At 65.3% G+C, this 16,353-nt stretch carries 14 protein-coding genes; 8 read left to right on the top strand and 6 right to left on the bottom strand.

The genetic code is table 11. From position 1 onward, the window contains the following. The first annotated feature begins 7 nt into the window (after positions 1–7). Together FB548_RS11995 and FB548_RS11990 are read left to right on the top strand one after the other, a co-directional pair. A complete protein-coding gene (locus FB548_RS11995; protein WP_142125010.1) occupies positions 8–490 on the top strand; it encodes a glutathione peroxidase in 483 nt (160 codons plus the stop codon). Beyond that, positions 444–893 (top strand): hypothetical protein, encoded by a 450-nt coding sequence (locus FB548_RS11990; RefSeq protein WP_221625953.1) that lies wholly within the window; start codon positions 444–446, stop codon positions 891–893. The genes FB548_RS11995 and FB548_RS11990 overlap by 47 nt, the downstream gene beginning before the upstream one ends. Here the strand turns inward: FB548_RS11990 and FB548_RS11985 are convergent. From FB548_RS11985 to FB548_RS11960, 6 genes are all read right to left on the bottom strand, one after another. Next, positions 878–1,342, bottom strand: coding sequence for a TlpA disulfide reductase family protein (locus tag FB548_RS11985; RefSeq protein WP_255470519.1), 465 nt, complete (start codon positions 1,340–1,342; stop codon positions 878–880). The two genes, FB548_RS11990 and FB548_RS11985, sit on opposite strands and share 16 nt — an antisense overlap. A 163-nt stretch (positions 1,343–1,505) precedes the next feature. Continuing rightward, on the bottom strand, positions 1,506–2,285 hold the full coding sequence (locus FB548_RS11980; protein ID WP_142125007.1) for a ferredoxin--NADP reductase: 780 nt from the start codon (positions 2,283–2,285) through the stop codon (positions 1,506–1,508). A 69-nt stretch (positions 2,286–2,354) separates the two neighbouring features. Next, a complete protein-coding gene (locus tag FB548_RS11975; protein WP_142125006.1) occupies positions 2,355–3,467 on the bottom strand; it encodes an NAD(P)/FAD-dependent oxidoreductase in 1,113 nt (370 codons plus the stop codon). Positions 3,468–3,605: 138 nt separating this feature from the next. Continuing rightward, on the bottom strand, positions 3,606–5,270 hold the full coding sequence (locus FB548_RS11970; protein WP_142125005.1) for a pseudouridine synthase: 1,665 nt from the start codon (positions 5,268–5,270) through the stop codon (positions 3,606–3,608). Beyond that, positions 5,267–6,100, bottom strand: a complete 834-nt coding sequence (scpB, locus tag FB548_RS11965) for an SMC-Scp complex subunit ScpB (protein ID WP_255470518.1) — start codon at positions 6,098–6,100, stop codon at positions 5,267–5,269. Before scpB ends, FB548_RS11970 begins: the two co-directional genes overlap by 4 nt. A gap of 46 nt (positions 6,101–6,146) precedes the next feature. Beyond that, entirely contained in the window at positions 6,147–7,052 is a 906-nt protein-coding gene (locus tag FB548_RS11960; RefSeq protein ID WP_142125004.1) for a ScpA family protein, read from the bottom strand. 376 nt (positions 7,053–7,428) lie between these two features. On the opposite strand from FB548_RS11960, the gene FB548_RS11955 reads away from it, so the two are divergent. The 6 genes from FB548_RS11955 to FB548_RS11930 all read left to right on the top strand — a co-directional run bounded on the left by FB548_RS11955 (position 7,429) and on the right by FB548_RS11930 (position 16,352). Then, positions 7,429–7,728: a YciI family protein gene (locus FB548_RS11955; protein WP_142125003.1), complete on the top strand. Its 300-nt coding sequence runs from the start codon at positions 7,429–7,431 to the stop codon at positions 7,726–7,728. Then, positions 7,725–7,994 (top strand): BolA family protein, encoded by a 270-nt coding sequence (locus FB548_RS11950; RefSeq protein WP_142125002.1) that lies wholly within the window; start codon positions 7,725–7,727, stop codon positions 7,992–7,994. Before FB548_RS11955 ends, FB548_RS11950 begins: the two co-directional genes overlap by 4 nt. A gap of 86 nt (positions 7,995–8,080) precedes the next feature. After that, complete coding sequence (locus tag FB548_RS11945; RefSeq protein WP_142125001.1) at positions 8,081–10,342, top strand: glycoside hydrolase family 3 N-terminal domain-containing protein; 2,262 nt, start codon at positions 8,081–8,083, stop codon at positions 10,340–10,342. Positions 10,343–10,524: 182 nt separating this feature from the next. Beyond that, complete coding sequence (locus tag FB548_RS11940) at positions 10,525–11,553, top strand: LacI family DNA-binding transcriptional regulator (RefSeq protein WP_142125000.1); 1,029 nt, start codon at positions 10,525–10,527, stop codon at positions 11,551–11,553. A 96-nt stretch (positions 11,554–11,649) separates the two neighbouring features. Continuing rightward, positions 11,650–14,625, top strand: coding sequence for a TonB-dependent receptor (locus FB548_RS11935; protein WP_142124999.1), 2,976 nt, complete (start codon positions 11,650–11,652; stop codon positions 14,623–14,625). Positions 14,626–14,726: 101 nt separating this feature from the next. Further along, positions 14,727–16,352, top strand: a complete 1,626-nt coding sequence (locus FB548_RS11930) for a glucoamylase family protein (protein WP_255470534.1) — start codon at positions 14,727–14,729, stop codon at positions 16,350–16,352. Position 16,353 lies beyond the last annotated feature (1 nt).

The raw sequence follows: 16,353 nt of genomic DNA, 5'->3' as shown, positions 1-16,353 counted from the left end.
CGCGCACATGACCACCGCCTACGATTTTTCCGCCCAGGACCTCGATGGCCAGGAGCGTTCCCTGTCCGAGTACCAGGGCAAGGCCCTGCTGATCGTCAACGTGGCCTCCAAGTGTGGCTTCACGCCGCAATACACCGGCCTGGAGGCGCTGTGGCGCGAATTCGGACCGCAGGGGCTGGCGGTACTGGGATTCCCGTGCGACCAGTTCGGCCACCAGGAGCCGGGCGATGAAGCCGAGATCCGCAACTTCTGCTCGCTGAACTACGACGTGACGTTCCCGATGTTCGCCAAGATCGACGTCAACGGCGACGACGCGCATCCGCTGTGGAAGTGGCTGAAGCAGGAGAAGAGCGGGCTGCTCGGCATCAGCGCGATCAAATGGAATTTCAGCAAGTTCCTCGTGGGCCGCGACGGCAAGGTGATCAAGCGTTATGCGCCGACCGATGCGCCGGCGTCGCTGGCGGGCGACGTCCGCGCTGCATTGGCCTGACATGGTGGAAGAGGGCGTGGACAGCCGGCTGTTCCATATCGAGTTCGCCACCACCGACTACGGGTTGCGCGCGTGGGTGACCGGCGTCAATGGCACGCTCGAGACCACGCTGGCCTACTGGCAGGTCATCGCGGGAGAGATCCGCCGGTTGACGCCACGCGCGCTGCTGGTGGTGGATGACATGGAAGGCGAGCCACCGCCGCCGGGACAGCTGCTGGAGTTCGTGCGGGCGATGCAGGGCCAGGGCATGGAGGCCGTGCGTATCGCGTACGTCGAACGGCATGCGGACCAGCTGCCGCAGGTGGAGTTCGCGGGTCTGCTGGCCAACGAACACGGGTTCAACGCGCAGGTGTTCGCAGATGAGGCGGCGGCCGTGATCTGGCTGCGCTACGGCGGTGGCTGAGCGGGGACGCGCCGCTGCAGTGCCTCTTCGGGCAGCAACGCGAGCAACTCCCGGGAGAAGGATTCCAGCACGGCCTCCGAATAACCACGATGGGTACGCACGATGAGGCCATCCTGGCCGATGACGAACATGTTCGGCAGCGCAGTCACGCCGTAAAGGTCCGTCACCACGCCGCGGACGTCGTGGACGAAGGTCAGGTCGAGATCCTTGTTGGCGCGAAGGACGCCGAGGTAGTCGCTGCGCGGTTCCTTCATGTTGATGGCGATGACTTCCAGGTGTTCCCGGCCAACGATCTTCTGCATGTGGCCGAGCATCGGCAGCTCGCGCCGGCAGGGGCCGCACCATGATGCCCAGAACGTCACCACGACCACCTTGCCCTTGAGGGCATCGAGATCGACGGGATTGCCCTCGCGATCCTTCAGTGTGATGGGGGGCGGGACTTCGCCCATGCCAGGTTGCTTGACGGCATCAGCGGCGCGCACATGCGGGACAACGGCCAACAGCATGGCCAGCAGCAGATTCCGGATCCCGGTACGTCCTCCCCAGGACCTCGTGTCGGCAGCGTAGCAGTTCGCGGCGAGGTCGTCCCGAGTGGCCTGTTCCGACGCGCGCCTATTTCTCGACGAAGGCGCGCTCGAACACGTACTGCCCGGCGGTGCCGATGCGTGGTGCGGCGGTGAAGCCGCGGCTGTCCAGCAGGGCACGGAAATCGGCCAGCATCTGCGGGCTGCCGCAGATCATGGCGCGGTCGTGCTCCGCATCCAGCGCGTCGATGCCGAGGCTCTCCATCATCCTGCCGCTGGCCATCAGGTCGGTCAGACGACCCTGGTGGGGGAAGTCCTCGCGGGTGACGGCGGGGTAGTACAGCAGCTTCTCGCGGATGATTTCGCCGAGGAACTCGTGCTGCGGCAGTTCCTTCTCGAAGTAGTCGCGGTAGGCCAGGTCTTCCGCATGGCGCACGCCATGGGTCAGGATGACCTTGTCGAAGCGCTCGTAGGTCGCCGGGTCCTTGATGATCGACAGCCACGGCGCCAGTCCGGTCCCCGTGCCCAGCAGATAAAGGTTGCGGCCGGGGTGCAGGTCGCTGATCAGCAATGTGCCGGTGGGCTTGCGCCCGATCAGCACGCTGTCGCCCGGTTTGATGTGCTGCAGCCGCGAGGTCAGCGGGCCGTTCTGCACCTTGATGCTGAAGAACTCGAGCTGTTCTTCCCAGTTCGCGCTGGCGATCGAGTAGGCGCGCAACAGCGGCTTGCCATCGACTTCCAGCCCGATCATGACGAACTGGCCGTTCTCGAAGCGGAAACCGTCGTCGCGGGTGGTGGTGAAGCTGAAGTAGGCGTCCGTCCAGTGACGGACGTCGAGCACCGTCTCGGTGCCGAACGCAGAGGACATGGGGGGAGTCTGGGCTATTGAATCAACGCGTCATTGTAGCCGACCGCCGCAGCGGGGCCTTGATCGTACTCAATCCGCACCGCCCGGATCGGACACCAGGCCACCGCGTCGATGGAAGCAGAGGTGCTCGACGGCACGACGCACGGGGCGCGTTGTCAGCAGCAGGTCCATCGGGGCGTCGAACTGTCCCTGGTCGAACGCCCATCGCAACAGACGCTTGAAAGCGAAACCCGGAACAGGCGGCGTCATTGATACGCCCGATGCCGCTTCGCCGGACACGCGGCAAGCCAGCATGCGACCGATGGCGGCGCCGTGGCGAAGACCGGAATGGATGCCGCCGGCCGTCAGTGGCGACACCATGCCGGCCGCGTCGCCGACAAGCACCACGTCATCCCCCGACATCGGCCGGACCGCACCACCGCAGGGAATCAGGCCGGCGCGGATGCTGTCCGGTCGCCGCGTCGCAGGCAGTCCCGTCATCGGCGCGACATGGTGCAGGAAGCCGATCATGTCCGGTGCCTGCGTATTCCCCGGCCGATACCGCCGCGCCAGGCCGGCCTGCACGCCGGTCGGTGTCTGTGCCACCCAGCCCAGGTAGCCGGGGGCGAAGCGCTTGCTGATGAAGCAGTGCAGGGCATCGGGTTCGCGCAGGGCGATACCATCGAACTCGTATTCCACGCCGTGGAGGAACTCGCCCACGCGGCCGAGTCCGAGCCGCTCGGCGACACGCGAGCGTGCGCCATCGGCGCCGACGAGGAAGCGGGCTTGCCCGACGCCTTCCACCCGCCATCCAGCGGAGGTGCGCACGGCATCGCGGAACGCGTGGCCGCGCTTCAGTTCGACACCGCAAGCCTCGGCGCGCTCACCCAGCCAGCGCATCAGCGCTGGCGTGTCCGTGGTGTAGAAGCGATACCCGGTCGCACCGAGCCGCACGCTGCGCAGGTTGGGCGCGTACAGGCGGACATGCGGAACGGCCCGCACCAGCGCCTGCGGCAGGCCGGCCAGCAGCGGTGCATCGCATGCCTCCTGCACCAGGATACCGGTGGTGTGGATGCGCTCGCCGAGGTCCTGCTTGCGATCGATCACGCAAGTACGCAGGCCATGGGAAGCAAGTTCGCCCGCACAGGCGAGGCCGGCGAATCCTGCACCCACCACGATCACGTCGTACCGGTTGTCCTGCATCGTCGGGCATGGGCTCCATCACGGGATGGCGCGCAGCGTGCAGACGTTGCGGGGAGTCGCGATGAAGTCGCCATGAAGTCTCCGCGATCGATCCGCGGAAACGGAAAAGGCGCCGATGGGCGCCTTCTCCTTGTTGCTTCAACCGTGGCCGCCACCGCCGCGGGGGCCGCGCTGTCCGCCGCCGCCGGGGCGACCACCCGGACCACGTCCCCCCGCCGGACGCCCGCCCGGTCGCGGACCGGCGTGTTGCGGGCGATTGCCGCCTCCACCAGGACGACCTTGCGGACGCGGGCTGCGCGGCTGCTGGCCGTAGGGACTGAAGCCGGGGTTGGCGTGGTCGGACGGAAAGCTGGGTGCGCTGGCGGGATGGCCGTAGGGACGCGCCGCGCGTTGCGGCTTGCCCGCACCTTGCGCGCCACGCGGACCACGTTCGCCCGCCGGACCCGCACGGTCGCTGCCGAAGCGGTCGCCACCGAAGCCACCCGGCCCACCACCCGGACCGCGCCTGCCCGCGCCGCCGCCTGGCTTGCCACCGGCACCGGCACCGGCTCCGGGACGCCCGCCCGGCTTGCCGCCGTAGGGCTTCTTCGGGCCACCGGGGCCGGCGTTGCGATGTCCGGCCGGGCCGGTATCCACACCGTCGGGCACGTACCAGCTGCGGAACGCGGCCGGGTTGCCATCCGGCAACGGCTTCGGGCCCTTGGGCGTGCGCTGCTTGAACGGACGCTGCGACTGCTTGGCTGCCTGCTCGCCGCTGACGGTCAGGCCGCCATGCGGCTTTTTGCCGCGGCCACCGCGGCCACGGTCTTCGCGCACGTGGTCGAAGCGGCGCAGTTCGCGGCCTTCGTCGGCGCTGTTGTGGCCGTTGACGTACGCGCTGCCGCTGCGGCCCCCGCCCACATGTACGGTGGACTTGGATGCCTTGCGCTGGCCGATCACGGGCTGCAGCGTCAGCGCCGCAGGCGTGCCGTCTTCAAGCCCCAGTTCCTTGCGCAACGCCAGCACCTGCGCGTCGGCCAGTTCCTGCGACTGGCCGCGCAGCAGCGGCTGCGGCAGGCTGACCTTGCCGTAGCGCACGCGCTTCAGGCGGCTCACCTGGCAGCCCTGCGACTCCCACAGGCGGCGCACTTCGCGGTTGCGGCCTTCCTTGACCACCACGCTGAACCAGTCGTGCGAATCGGTGCCGCCGATGCGCTCGATGCTGTCGAACTTGGCCGGGCCGTCTTCCAGTGCCACGCCGCGGCGCAGGCGGTCGACGATGTTGTCCGGCACGCTGTCCTGGCCTTCCGGCGCGCGGACGCGTACCACGTACTCGCGTTCGACTTCATAGGACGGGTGCATCATCGCGTTGGCGAGTTCGCCATCGGTGGTCAGCAGCAGCAAGCCGGTGGTGTTGATGTCCAGGCGGCCGATGGCGATCCAGCGCGCACCCTTCAGGGCCGGCAGCGCTTCGAAGATCGTCGGGCGGCCTTCGGGATCTTCGCGCGTGGTCACTTCGCCTTCCGGCTTGTTGTAGATCAGCACGCGGGAGGGTTCAGTCAGTGCGCTGGCGACGAAGGTCTTGCCGTCCAGCTCGATGCGGTCGCCGCCCTTGACCGACATGCCGGTCTGCGCGACTTCGCCGTTGACCTTGACCAGGCCGTCGGCGATGCGCTGTTCCAGCGCACGTCGCGAGCCCAGGCCGGCCTGCGCCAGCACCTTGTGCAGGCGCTCTTCCAGTCGGTTCGTTTCAGGCGCGTCGGCGCCTTCGCCGCGCTTCAGCGACAGCTTGCCGAGGGAGGGTTTTTTCGGGGTGTTGCTCATTGTTTCTGCTCCGACGGTGCCTGGTGTTCCTCGTCGGAAACTGCGGCGTCGTCATCTTGGGGTTGAGGTTCATCGTGGGAAGCGTGTGCGGCGTCGTGGCCGGCTTCCGTGGGGGTGTCGTCATTGGCGGCCTCGTCCTGCGACGCGTCCGCGGGGTCCTGCGTATCGGAATCCGTTCCGTCGTCCCTGTCGCCGGCATCGCCGTCCGACGGCGTGGCCTGTTCTTCGCCATCCACCGCATCGCCACTGGCGATGCTGACCGGCAACGGAGCGCCGTCCAGCGGCAGCTGCGGTTCCAGTTCGCCGATGTCCTTGAGTTCGGACAGCGGCGGCAATTCGTCCAGGCGCTTCAGGCCGAAGTAGTCGAGGAAGCCCTTGGTGGTGCCGAACAGCGCCGGCTTGCCCGGTACATCGCGGTGGCCCACCACGCGGATCCATTCGCGCTCTTCCAGGGCCTGGATGATGTTGCTGCTCACCGCCACGCCGCGGACCTGCTCGATCTCGCCACGCGTGATCGGCTGGCGGTAGGCGATCAGCGCCAGGGTTTCCAGCGTGGCGCGGGTGTACTTGGTCTTGCGTTCCGTCCACAGCCGGGCGACCCAGGCATGCACGTCGGCCTTGACTTGATAGCGGTAGCCGGACGCGACTTCGACCAGTTCCACGCCGCGGTCGGCGCAGGCGTCGGCGAGCTGCTGCAGCGCCTGCTCGACACTGCCTTCCGGCGCCGGCTCGTCCTCGGGGAACAGGCCGTGCAACTGCGCGAGCGTCAGCGGCTGGGTCGCCGCCAACAGGGCGGCTTCCACGATGCGGTTGATGAGCGATTGATCCATGCGGTCCTGTCGTTCTGAAGTGCGGCGGGCGCAGGGCCCGGCCGCGTCACGGGCTGTCGTTGGCGGCGTCGGTGTCGTCGAATTCGCTGGAGAACTGCAGCGGTTCGTTGGTGTTGTTCAGCGCCAGCGACTTGATGTAGATCGCGGCAAGTGGGGCTTCCTGCACGATGTCGAGCAGCTGTTCCTTGGCCAGTTCCAGCATGGCCAGGAACGTCACCAGCACGCCCAGCTTGCCTTCCTCGGGGGTGAACATGCTTTCGAAGCGGTGGAACTTGCCGTCTTCCAGCCGCGTCAGCACATCGCCCATGCGCTGGCGCACGCTGAGCGCCTCGCGCTTGATCGCGTGGCCGCTGAACAACTCGGCGCGCTTCAGCACGTCGTGCAGCGCCAGCAGCATTTCCTTCAGTTCCACCGGGGGAGGCAACCTGACCGCCGCCCGATCTGGAACATCCGCGCTGACCGGGGTGGTGTCGCGGTCCTGGCGGGGCAGGGCGTCCAGATCCTCGGCCGCCTGTTTGAAGCGTTCGTACTCCTGCAGGCGGCGCACCAGTTCTGCGCGCGGATCGCCTTCCTCGCCATCCTCGCTCACCGGCCGGGGCAGCAGCATGCGTGACTTGATCTCGGCCAGGATGGCCGCCATCAGCAGGTATTCCGCGGCCAATTCGAACCGCAGTTCCTGCATCACATTGATGTAGTCCACGTACTGCCGGGTGATCTCGGCGACGGGGATGTCCAGGATGTCCAGGTTCTGTCGGCGGATCAGGTACAGCAGCAGGTCCAACGGACCTTCGAACGCATCTAGGATGACTTCCAGGGCGTCCGGCGGGATGTACAGGTCCTGGGGGATCTGCAGCACCGGCTGGCCATGCACCATCGCCAGCGGCATTTCCTGCTGCTGCGGATGCGTGGGCGGGGATTGTGGGTTCGCGTCGGACGCGAGTTCTGGGCTCATCAAGAAACAGTCATCGTGCTAACCACCGATCCATCCTGCACGCGGCAGGGCCGGCTTGGTGCCGTCATTCCGCAAACCAACATCATGCGTCGCAGGGCGAACGCTTCCCTTGAAGCAACCAGCAAAGCACACCGCAGGATGCGGCGGTGGACAGCGAGAGGTCGTCGGGCGCGGGCGGGTATGGGCAGCGAATCGAACGTCCCGGTGGTCCCCGTGCCGGGGATCGGGGAGGGCGGCGTGGCCGGGTCTTCCCCTGGACGGGCCGCTGCTTCCGGCCGTGCAATGAACGACAGGGTAAGCCTTGGCCGGGAGCGTGTCCAGCACCCGCCCAGAGGAGGGCACGTACAATTCAGGCTCAGCCCCAGGAGTGAACAGCATGTGGTATGCCATTGAAGGGCATGACGCCCCCGACGCCCTCCCCAAGCGCCTGGCTTCGCGGCCTGCGCACCTGGCCCGCCTGACCGCGCTGCGCGACGAGGGCCGCCTGCTGCTTGCCGGCCCGTGTCCGGCCATTGATGCCGAGGATCCGGGTCCGGCCGGCTTCAGCGGCAGCATCGTGATCGCCGAGTTCGACTCACTGGAAGACGCCCGCGCCTGGGCCGATGCCGATCCCTACGCAACCGCAGGCGTCTACGCGCGCACGGACGTGCGGCCCTTCCGCAAGGTCCTGCCGTGAACAGGATCGAGCGCATCCGGGCAGCCCTCGAGTCCGCCCTGCAACCGGTCTCGCTGGATGTTCTGGACGACAGCCACAAGCATGCGGGCCATGAGGGGGCCCGTGATGGGCGAGGGCACTTCACGGTCCGCATCACCAGCGCCGCCTTCGCCGGCAAGCCCCCGCTGGTCCGCCATCGTGCCGTCTACGCCGCCCTGGGCGAGATGATGCAGGCCGATATCCATGCCTTGGCCATCGAGGCACGTACACCCGACGAGGCCCGCTGAGCACCTCCGGCCTTTCCGGCGCTGCCGCATGCAGTCGCCGCTGAAAACGTTTACATTCGCGCCCTTCGCTATGCCGGGAGGGCGCCATGAAGCATCACAATCCTCGAATCCGCCACGCACTGCTGGCCGGACTGGTGGTTACGTTGCTGGCCGCGACCGCCGCTGCGAGGCCGCCGGTCTACGCGACGCCGGCCGAAAAGACGTTCGTAGACGCCCTGCTGGCGAAGATGACGGTGGAGGAAAAGCTGGGTCAGCTGAACCAGCCGCCCGGCGTCGGCAACAACACCGGCCCGGCGGCCATGGCCGGCAACGAGGACCAGATCCGCCGTGGCGAGATCGGCTCGTACTTGGGTACTCAGGGCGCCGTGCTGACCTGCCGCCTGCAGAAGATTGCCGTGGAAGAGTCGCGGCTCGGCATCCCGCTGCTGTTCGGCTACGACGTCATCCACGGACACCGCACCGTGTTCCCGGTGCCGCTGGGCGAATCGGCGAGTTTCGACCCGGCCGAAGTGCAGCATGCCGCCCGCGTCGCCGCGATCGAGGCCTCGGCGCACGGCATCCACTGGACGTACGCGCCGATGGTCGACATTGCGCGCGATCCGCGCTGGGGGCGTGTCGTGGAAGGCGCAGGCGAAGATCCGTACCTCGGCTCGGTACTGGCCGCAGCGCGGGTGCGGGGCTTCCAGGGCGAAGACCTGCGCGCGCCGGATGCGGTGCTCGCCACCGCGAAGCATTTCGTCGCCTACGGTGCAGCGGAGGCAGGGCGCGACTATAACGTCGCCGACATCTCCGAGCGCACGCTGCACGAGCTCTACCTGCCGCCGTTCAAGGCCGCCGTCGATGCCGGCGCGCAATCGATCATGGCCGCGTTCAACGAGATCGCCGGCGTGCCGATGCACGCGCACCAGCCGCTGATCGAGGACCTGCTGCGCAAGCAGTGGGGCTGGGACGGTCTGCTGGTCAGCGACTACACCGGCGTGATGGAACTCATGCCGCACGGCGTGGCCGCCGACCGCGAACAGGCCGGCCTCCTCGGCCTGCGCGCGGGCGTGGATGTCGACATGGTCAGCCAGATCTACGTGAAGGATCTTCCCGCGGCGGTTAAAGCGGGGCGCATCCCGATGGCGCAGCTGGATGCATCGGTGCGTCGCGTGCTGAACGCGAAGTACCGCCTGGGCCTGTTCGATGATCCCTATCGCTCCTGCACCGACGATGGCGCCCGTGAGCGCGCGCTGACACTGACGCCGCAGCACCGTGCCGACGCTCGCCGGATGGCGCAGAAGTCGCTGGTGCTGCTGGAGAACGACAACCAGGTGCTGCCGCTCTCCAAGTCGGTGCGCACGCTGGCGGTAATCGGGCCGCTGGCCGACCATCGCCGCGCCATGCTGGGCAACTGGGCGGTGGCCGGGCGCGAGGAAGATGCGGTCACGCCGCTCGAAGGCTTGAAGGCCTCGCTCGGCGACAAGACGCGCCTCGTCGTGGCGAAGGGTGCCGACATCGACAGCCAGGACACCCGCGGTTTTGCCGATGCGGTCGCCGCTGCGAAGCAGGCGGACGCGGTGGTGATGTTCCTCGGTGAACACCCCGACATGAGCGCGGAGGCGAACAACCGCACCTCGCTGGACCTGCCTGGCGTGCAGGAGCAGCTCGCGCTTGCGGTCGCGGCCACCGGAAAACCCGTGGTGGTGGTGTTGTTGAACGGCCGGCCGCTGTCGATCGGCGGGTTGAAAGGCAAGGTGTCGGCGATCCTGGAGGCCTGGTTCCCGGGCATCGAGGGCGGGCACGCGATCGCCGACGTGCTGTTCGGCGACGTGAATCCCTCCGCGAAATTGCCGATCACCTTCCCCCACAATGTCGGCCAGGTGCCGATCTACTACGCACACAAGAACACCGGCCGCCCGCCGCGCACGGAAGAGAAATACACCAGCAAGTACCTCGACGTGCCGTGGACGCCGCTCTACGCCTTCGGCTACGGCCTCAGCTACACCACGTTCCGGTACGACGTGCCGGTGGTGTCATCGGCGACGTTGAAGCCGGACGCGCTGGAGCAGCAGGTCAGCGTGCGCGTCACCAACACCGGCAAGCGCGCAGGTGACGAAGTGGTGCAGCTCTACGTACGCGACGACGTCGCCACCATCACCCGCCCGGTGAAGCAACTGCGGGGGTTCCAGCGCGTGTCGCTGCAGCCGGGTGAATCGAAGACCGTGACGTTCACGCTCGGCTTCGACGACCTGGCCATGTACGACGCGCGCATGCAGCAGGTGGTGGAGCCGGGCACGTTCACGGTCTTCGTGGGGGGCAGTTCGGACCACACGCAGCAAGCTACGTTCACGGTCGGGATGCCCTGAGGCAGGCTGACATGTGCCGTCTTTGATGCTGCATCGCAATATGTTTCGCGGGCGGCGCAGTGCGTACAAGTCATTGAAAGAAAAATGCTTTTGCCGGTAACTAACGCGCGCTTTACACGTTTCCGTGAAAACGGTTACAGTCCGCGCCACTTGCAGCAGTCATCACCGCGGAGGGGCGGGGAATGGCGCGAACCTCGGTCACCATCAAGGATGTCGCACGTGAGGCTCGGGTATCCGTGGCCACCGTGTCGCGTGCCTTGAACGGGCACGAGAACGTGGCCGAATCCGTGCGCCAGCAGGTTCTGGCAACAGCCGATCGCCTGCGCTACCAGCCCCACGCCGCGGCGCGCAGCCTCAGCAGCCGTCGCACCCAGACCATCGGCGTGGTGTTGCCCGACCTGTATGGCGAGTTCTTTTCCGAGCTGATTCGCGGCGTCGACCAGATCGCCCGCGCGCGTCGCCAGCATCTGCTGGTGTCCAGCTACCACGGCCACCCGGAAGAGCAGGGCGAGGCCTTGCGCGCGATGCGCGGCCGCGTGGACGGGCTGCTCGTGCTTTCGCCCTATACCGACCAGCCGGGTTTCCTGGTGGACAACCTGCCGTCATCGCTGCCGGTCGTTCTCATCAACAGCGATGTACAGGACGCGACGTATCCCACGCTGACCATCGACAACTACGGCGCGGCCGTGGCGATGGTGGAACACCTGGCGCAGGCCGGCCACGCCCGCATCGCTTTCATCGGCGGACCGGATGGCAACTTCGATGCGCGCGAACGCCTGCGCGGATATCGCGATGCGTTGGCGCGTTTCGTGCCGGATGCATCGCCGTTGGAATTCCTGGGTGATTTCAGTGAGTCCATGGGCTACGAGGCCGGCAAGCGCATCGCGCAGATGGCCGAGAGGCCGCAGGCCGTATTCGCGGCGAACGACATGATGGCGCTGGGTTGCCTGTATGCGTTCAACGAAGCCGGCGTGCGCGTGCCGCAGGACGTGGCGCTGGCGGGTTTCGACGACATTCCGCTGGCGCGCTTCGTTCACCCGACCTTGACCACGATGCGCGTCAGTATTGCCGAGTTGGGTGGTCAGGCCATGAGCCGCCTGCTGGATGCCATCGACTCGGATGGCGCGCGCGTGGCGCCATCGGCGATGTTGACTCCCGAATTGATCGTCAGGGCTTCGAGTGTGGGAGAGGGCCGCCACGCGAAAAGATAGGCAAAGTTCGGCCGCTTTTTTTTGAGCGGAGATGTAATCGATTACAAGCGGCACCAATGCCGATATGCAATGCATCAATCTTTGGAGGGAGAGCCAATGAAACAGCGCAACCGCACCACGTTCCAACCCAATCGCAAGTTGTTGTCCTGCGCCCTGGCCAGCTGCCTGGCCATGGCGGCGCCGCACGTGATGGCGCAGTCCACGTCGGCCACGCTGCGTGGCGTTGTCGCCCAGGATGCAACGGTCACGGTCACCAACGTGGACACGGGCCTGACGCGTACATCGAAGGCTGCCAATGGCAGTTACAACATCGGTGGCCTGCCGCCTGGCACCTATCGCATTGAAGTGAACGCGGGTGGCCAGACCAGCAGTCGCGCCGTGACACTGGCCGTGGGCCAGACTGCGACGCTGAACCTGCAGGAAGCCCCGCCAGTGTCGGCACCCACGGGTGATGCGACGACGCTGGATACCATCCGCGTCACTGCACCGATACTGGTGGAGACCAAGACGTCGGAAGTGGCGACGTACGTCAGCCAGAAGCAGATCGATTCGCTGCCGCAGAATTCGCGCAACTTCCTGGCGTTCGCAGATACCGTGCCGGGCATGCAGTTTGTCACCACGGGCAATGGCAACGAATCCCAGCTAAAAAGCGGTGCGCAGGGATCGAGTCAGATTAACGTCTTCATTGATGGCGTCGGCCAGAAGAACTACGTCACGCCGGGCGGCATCACCGGTCAGGACGACAGTCGAGGCAACCCGTTCCCTCAGTTGGCGATCGGCGAGTACAAGGTCATCACCTCGAACTACAAGGCCGAATACGATCAAATCAGTTCGGCTGCGGTGACGGCAGTGACCCGCTCCGGCACCAACGACTTCACCGGTAGCTTCATCTGGGACCGCTTTACCGACGATTGGCGAAAGGCGACGCCTGGCGAAGAAGCCGCAGGCCAGAAGAGTCCCGAGACGACCGAGCAATACGGCATCGCCTTTGGCGGTCCGATCATTCGTGACCGCTTACATTTCTTCGTGACTTACGAGGCCAAGGATTTCATCGTTCCCGAATTGATCGCACGACCCAACAATACGGCGCACGTAGCTATCCCAGCGAACATCTTGGCCGAGTACGGCACAACCAGTCGCCCGTTCGACCAGGACGTCTACTTCGGAAAGTTGAGCTTCCAGGCTAGTGATGCGCACCTGATTGAATTCTCGGCCCGCGTGCGCGAGGAGGTGGGAATCCTTGGTGTCGGCGGGGTTAACGCGAACAGTACGGCAACGGCGCTGACCAACGACGAGAAGCGCTACGACCTGCGTTCGTTGTACTCCGCTGGGAGCTGGATGAACGATGCGCATATTACGTTCGAGGAGTCGGCTTACAACCCGCGCCCGGTCATCAGTGCGCCCATTACTCGATACACGGCGCGCAACGTGGCCGACGATGGCGACATCACCCTGCTAAACACCGGCGGCGGTGCCACCTTCCAGGACAAGGGTCAGAAGGGCTGGGGGTTGCAGAACGACTTCACGTTCTATGGCTGGGAAAACCACACGCTCAAGATGGGCGTCAAGTACAAGGATGTGGAGCTGACCGCGTTTCAGAATTCGCCACCCAACCCGCGCTACATCTACGACGTGGTGGAGAATATCGACCAGCCTTACCGGATTGAGTACTCGACGGCGCGTGTGGGTCGTGATCCATTCATCGTATCCGATAACCAGCAGTTCGGCTTGTACATCCAGGACGACTGGGAGGTGAGTGACAAGCTGACGCTGAACCTTGGCCTACGTTGGGACTACGAGGACATGGGTGCATACAAGGACTACGTGCTTGATCCCGCGATCGCTTCCGCGCTGCGTGGTTGGGGCAACATCCAGAATACAGACTATGAAGTCGAGGACTACATCAGCAGCGGAAGCAATCGCAAGAGTGACAAAAACAACTTCGCGCCGCGTCTCGGCTTCTCATACGACCTGTTTTCTGATCAGCGGCATGTGATCTTTGGTGGTGCCGGGCGTTCGTATGACCGCAACCTGTTCGACTATATGGCGCGTGAGTTCTACGGCGGTGCGTTTACCACGTATACGATCAATTTCCCGGATTCCAATCACCCGTGCGACCCCAGCGCGACCTGTATCCCGTTCGATCCTGCGCTGATGACCCCTGAGGGACTGGCGGCATTTGCGGCAGCCAATCCGACGGCGGGTGGTGAAGTCAACTTGATCAAGAACGATCTGGTAACGCCGTATTCCGATCAGTTCAGTCTCGGTATGCGCAACATCGTCAACGTGTGGGGGCATGACTGGAACACCTCGGTCACGCTCGCACACATCCGCTCGAAGGAAGGCATCTACTTCCGCCTCGGCAACCGTTATGCAGACGGTAGCTTCCGCGACCCAGCGTTCCCAGACGCCACGTGGGGTAGGCAGCCTTGGGGCCAGGCTATCCCCGGGTATGGCAGCTTGATCCTCGGGCAGAACGGAATCGAGACCAAGCTGAACTCGCTGCTGCTGTCGGTGGACAAGCCCTACACGGAAGCGTCCCCCTGGGGCGTGACCATTGCCTACACGTACAGCGATGCGACCGAACTACGCACGAATTCTTCGGAGGGTGAGACGTACGTCTTCGACTACCCCGATGTCGGCAATGAGTTCTATACATCCACCGGCGTTGCCAAGCATCGCCTCGTCACGACCGGCATCTTCGGTCTGCCTTGGGACATCACCGTATCGACGAAGCTGACGCTGGCTACACCGATTCCCCGCCAAGCCGTCAATTGCCTGGACGTCAACATCGTGGGGAACTGCTTCTTCGATCCCTATGAGATTGACGAAACGCTCGGCTACAAGCAGTTTGACATCGCCCTGCAGAAGGTCTGGAACACCGGAAGCGACATCAGCTTCAAGGTGCGTGCGGACCTGTTGAATGCGTTCAACTGGCGTAACTGGACCGATTACAACGACGATCGTGGCAATCCCAACGCGGGCCCCAACGCGAACTTCGGCAGGCGCAGTGGAAATGGCATCTACTGGCCCACGCGCACGTTCAAGCTGTCTTTCGGCTTCGACTGGTAATAGTGACCCGCCCTCAGGCGGCGCCTCGTGCGCCGTCTGACCGGCGGGTTTGTTTCATGCGGCCCTGTAAACGATTACAACGGAACGATGTTTTGAAAAAGATCACCCAAGCCTCGCGTTCGTCCTGGTTCACCGGCGTAGCGCTGACTCTGTTGATCGCGGGCTGCCAGAAGGCACCCGAGCAGGTCGCGGCGCCCGTCGCCAAGCCTGCCACCCCCGCGCTCGCTGCCAAGCCCGAGCCACCCGCGAAGCCGGAATTGCCGCCGCTCTTCCGCGACATCGAACGCCGCACGTTCCAGTTCTTCTGGGACACTACCAACGAAGTGAACGGACTTACGCCCGACCGCTACCCGTCGCGGCCGTTCGCCAGCATCGCATCGATCGGCTACGCACTGACGGCGTACCCCATCGGCATCGAGAATGGTTGGGTCAGCCGCACCCAGGCGGTCGACCGCACGCTGACCACGCTGAAATTCCTACGCGACGTGCCACAAGGTCCCCAAAAGAACGGCAAGGGTGGCCACAAGGGCTTCTACTACCACTTCCTCGACATGAACACCGGCGAGCGCTTCGACACCTGGGTGGAACTGTCCAGCGTCGACACGTCGCTGCTGCTGATGGGCGTGCTGTTCGCGCAGTCGTATTACGACCGCGACGACGCGCGCGAGAAGGAGATCCGCGCCCTTGCCGACGCGATCTACAAGCGCGTGGACTGGACCTTCCTGCAGAACAACAAGCCGTTGATCTCGATGGGCTGGTTCCCCGAGAGCGGCGTCATCCCGCACGACTGGAAGGGCTATAACGAGGCCATGATGGTCTATGTGCTGGCGATGGCCTCGCCGACGCATCCGGTGGGTCCCGAGGCGTGGGAAGTGTGGACGCGCAGCTACAGCGAGCTGTGGGGCGTGTTCCAGGGCCAGGAATACCTGACGTTCGCACCGCACTTCGGCCACCAGTACAGCCACGTCTGGATCGACTTCCGCGGCATCCAGGACGCCTACATGCGCGAGCGCGGCATGGACTATTTCGAGAACAGCCGTCGTGCCACCTACGCGCAACGCGCATATGCCATCGAAAACCCGATGAAGTGGAGGGACTACGGCGAGAACGTGTGGGGCCTGACCGCCTCCGACGGCCCACAGCAGACCACGCAGGAGTATCGCGGCGAACAACGCCCGTTCCGCCACTACTCCGCGCGCGGCGCCGGCTTCCGCGAGAACTTCGACGACGGCACCATCGCGCCGACCGCAGCCGTGGCCTCGCTGCCATTCGCACCGGAGATCGTCATTCCGGCCACCGAGGAAATGCACCGCCGCTACGGCGACTACCTCTACTCCAGTTACGGTTTCCTGGATTCGTTCAACCCCAGCTTCGACTACGACATACCGCTGAAGACGGGGCGCATCGTCCCGGGCAAGGGTTGGGTGGCCAGCGACTATATCGGCATCGACCAGGGCCCGATCCTGGCGATGATCGCGAACTACCGCAACGATTTCGTCTGGAGCGTGATGAAGAAGAATCCTTATATCCGTGACGGTCTGCGGAAAGCGGGGTTCGAAGGTGGTTGGCTGGATGCGAAGACGGAACAGGCGGTTGCGAACGCGCCAACGGCACCGACGACGCCACCAGACCTGGATGCGGCGGCAGCGCGTGCACTGGGTACTGCGGAGTCGCGCGCCAACCAGGCGTCACAGCCCGAGGCGGCGCGTCCGCAGCAGCCAGAGTAAG

Origin of the sequence: Pseudoxanthomonas sp. 3HH-4 (assembly GCF_006716465.1) — a bacterium.
Classification (GTDB): domain Bacteria; phylum Pseudomonadota; class Gammaproteobacteria; order Xanthomonadales; family Xanthomonadaceae; genus Pseudoxanthomonas_A.
This window is presented reverse-complemented; position numbering and strand designations above follow the sequence as displayed.

What these genes read in the sequence shown, in the direction of transcription:
- FB548_RS11985 (WP_255470519.1), bottom strand. Translation starts at nt 1,342, where the DNA reads ATGGGCGAAGTCCCGCCCCCCATCACACTGAAGGATCGCGAGGGCAAT.
- FB548_RS11955 (WP_142125003.1), top strand. Translation starts at nt 7,429, where the DNA reads ATGTGGTATGCCATTGAAGGGCATGACGCCCCCGACGCCCTCCCCAAG.
- scpB (WP_255470518.1), bottom strand. Translation starts at nt 6,100, where the DNA reads ATGGATCAATCGCTCATCAACCGCATCGTGGAAGCCGCCCTGTTGGCG.
- FB548_RS11995 (WP_142125010.1), top strand. Translation starts at nt 8, where the DNA reads ATGACCACCGCCTACGATTTTTCCGCCCAGGACCTCGATGGCCAGGAG.
- FB548_RS11960 (WP_142125004.1), bottom strand. Translation starts at nt 7,052, where the DNA reads ATGAGCCCAGAACTCGCGTCCGACGCGAACCCACAATCCCCGCCCACG.
- FB548_RS11935 (WP_142124999.1), top strand. Translation starts at nt 11,650, where the DNA reads ATGAAACAGCGCAACCGCACCACGTTCCAACCCAATCGCAAGTTGTTG.
- FB548_RS11975 (WP_142125006.1), bottom strand. Translation starts at nt 3,467, where the DNA reads ATGCAGGACAACCGGTACGACGTGATCGTGGTGGGTGCAGGATTCGCC.
- FB548_RS11990 (WP_221625953.1), top strand. Translation starts at nt 444, where the DNA reads ATGCGCCGGCGTCGCTGGCGGGCGACGTCCGCGCTGCATTGGCCTGAC.
- FB548_RS11980 (WP_142125007.1), bottom strand. Translation starts at nt 2,285, where the DNA reads ATGTCCTCTGCGTTCGGCACCGAGACGGTGCTCGACGTCCGTCACTGG.
- FB548_RS11940 (WP_142125000.1), top strand. Translation starts at nt 10,525, where the DNA reads ATGGCGCGAACCTCGGTCACCATCAAGGATGTCGCACGTGAGGCTCGG.
- FB548_RS11970 (WP_142125005.1), bottom strand. Translation starts at nt 5,270, where the DNA reads ATGAGCAACACCCCGAAAAAACCCTCCCTCGGCAAGCTGTCGCTGAAG.
- FB548_RS11945 (WP_142125001.1), top strand. Translation starts at nt 8,081, where the DNA reads ATGAAGCATCACAATCCTCGAATCCGCCACGCACTGCTGGCCGGACTG.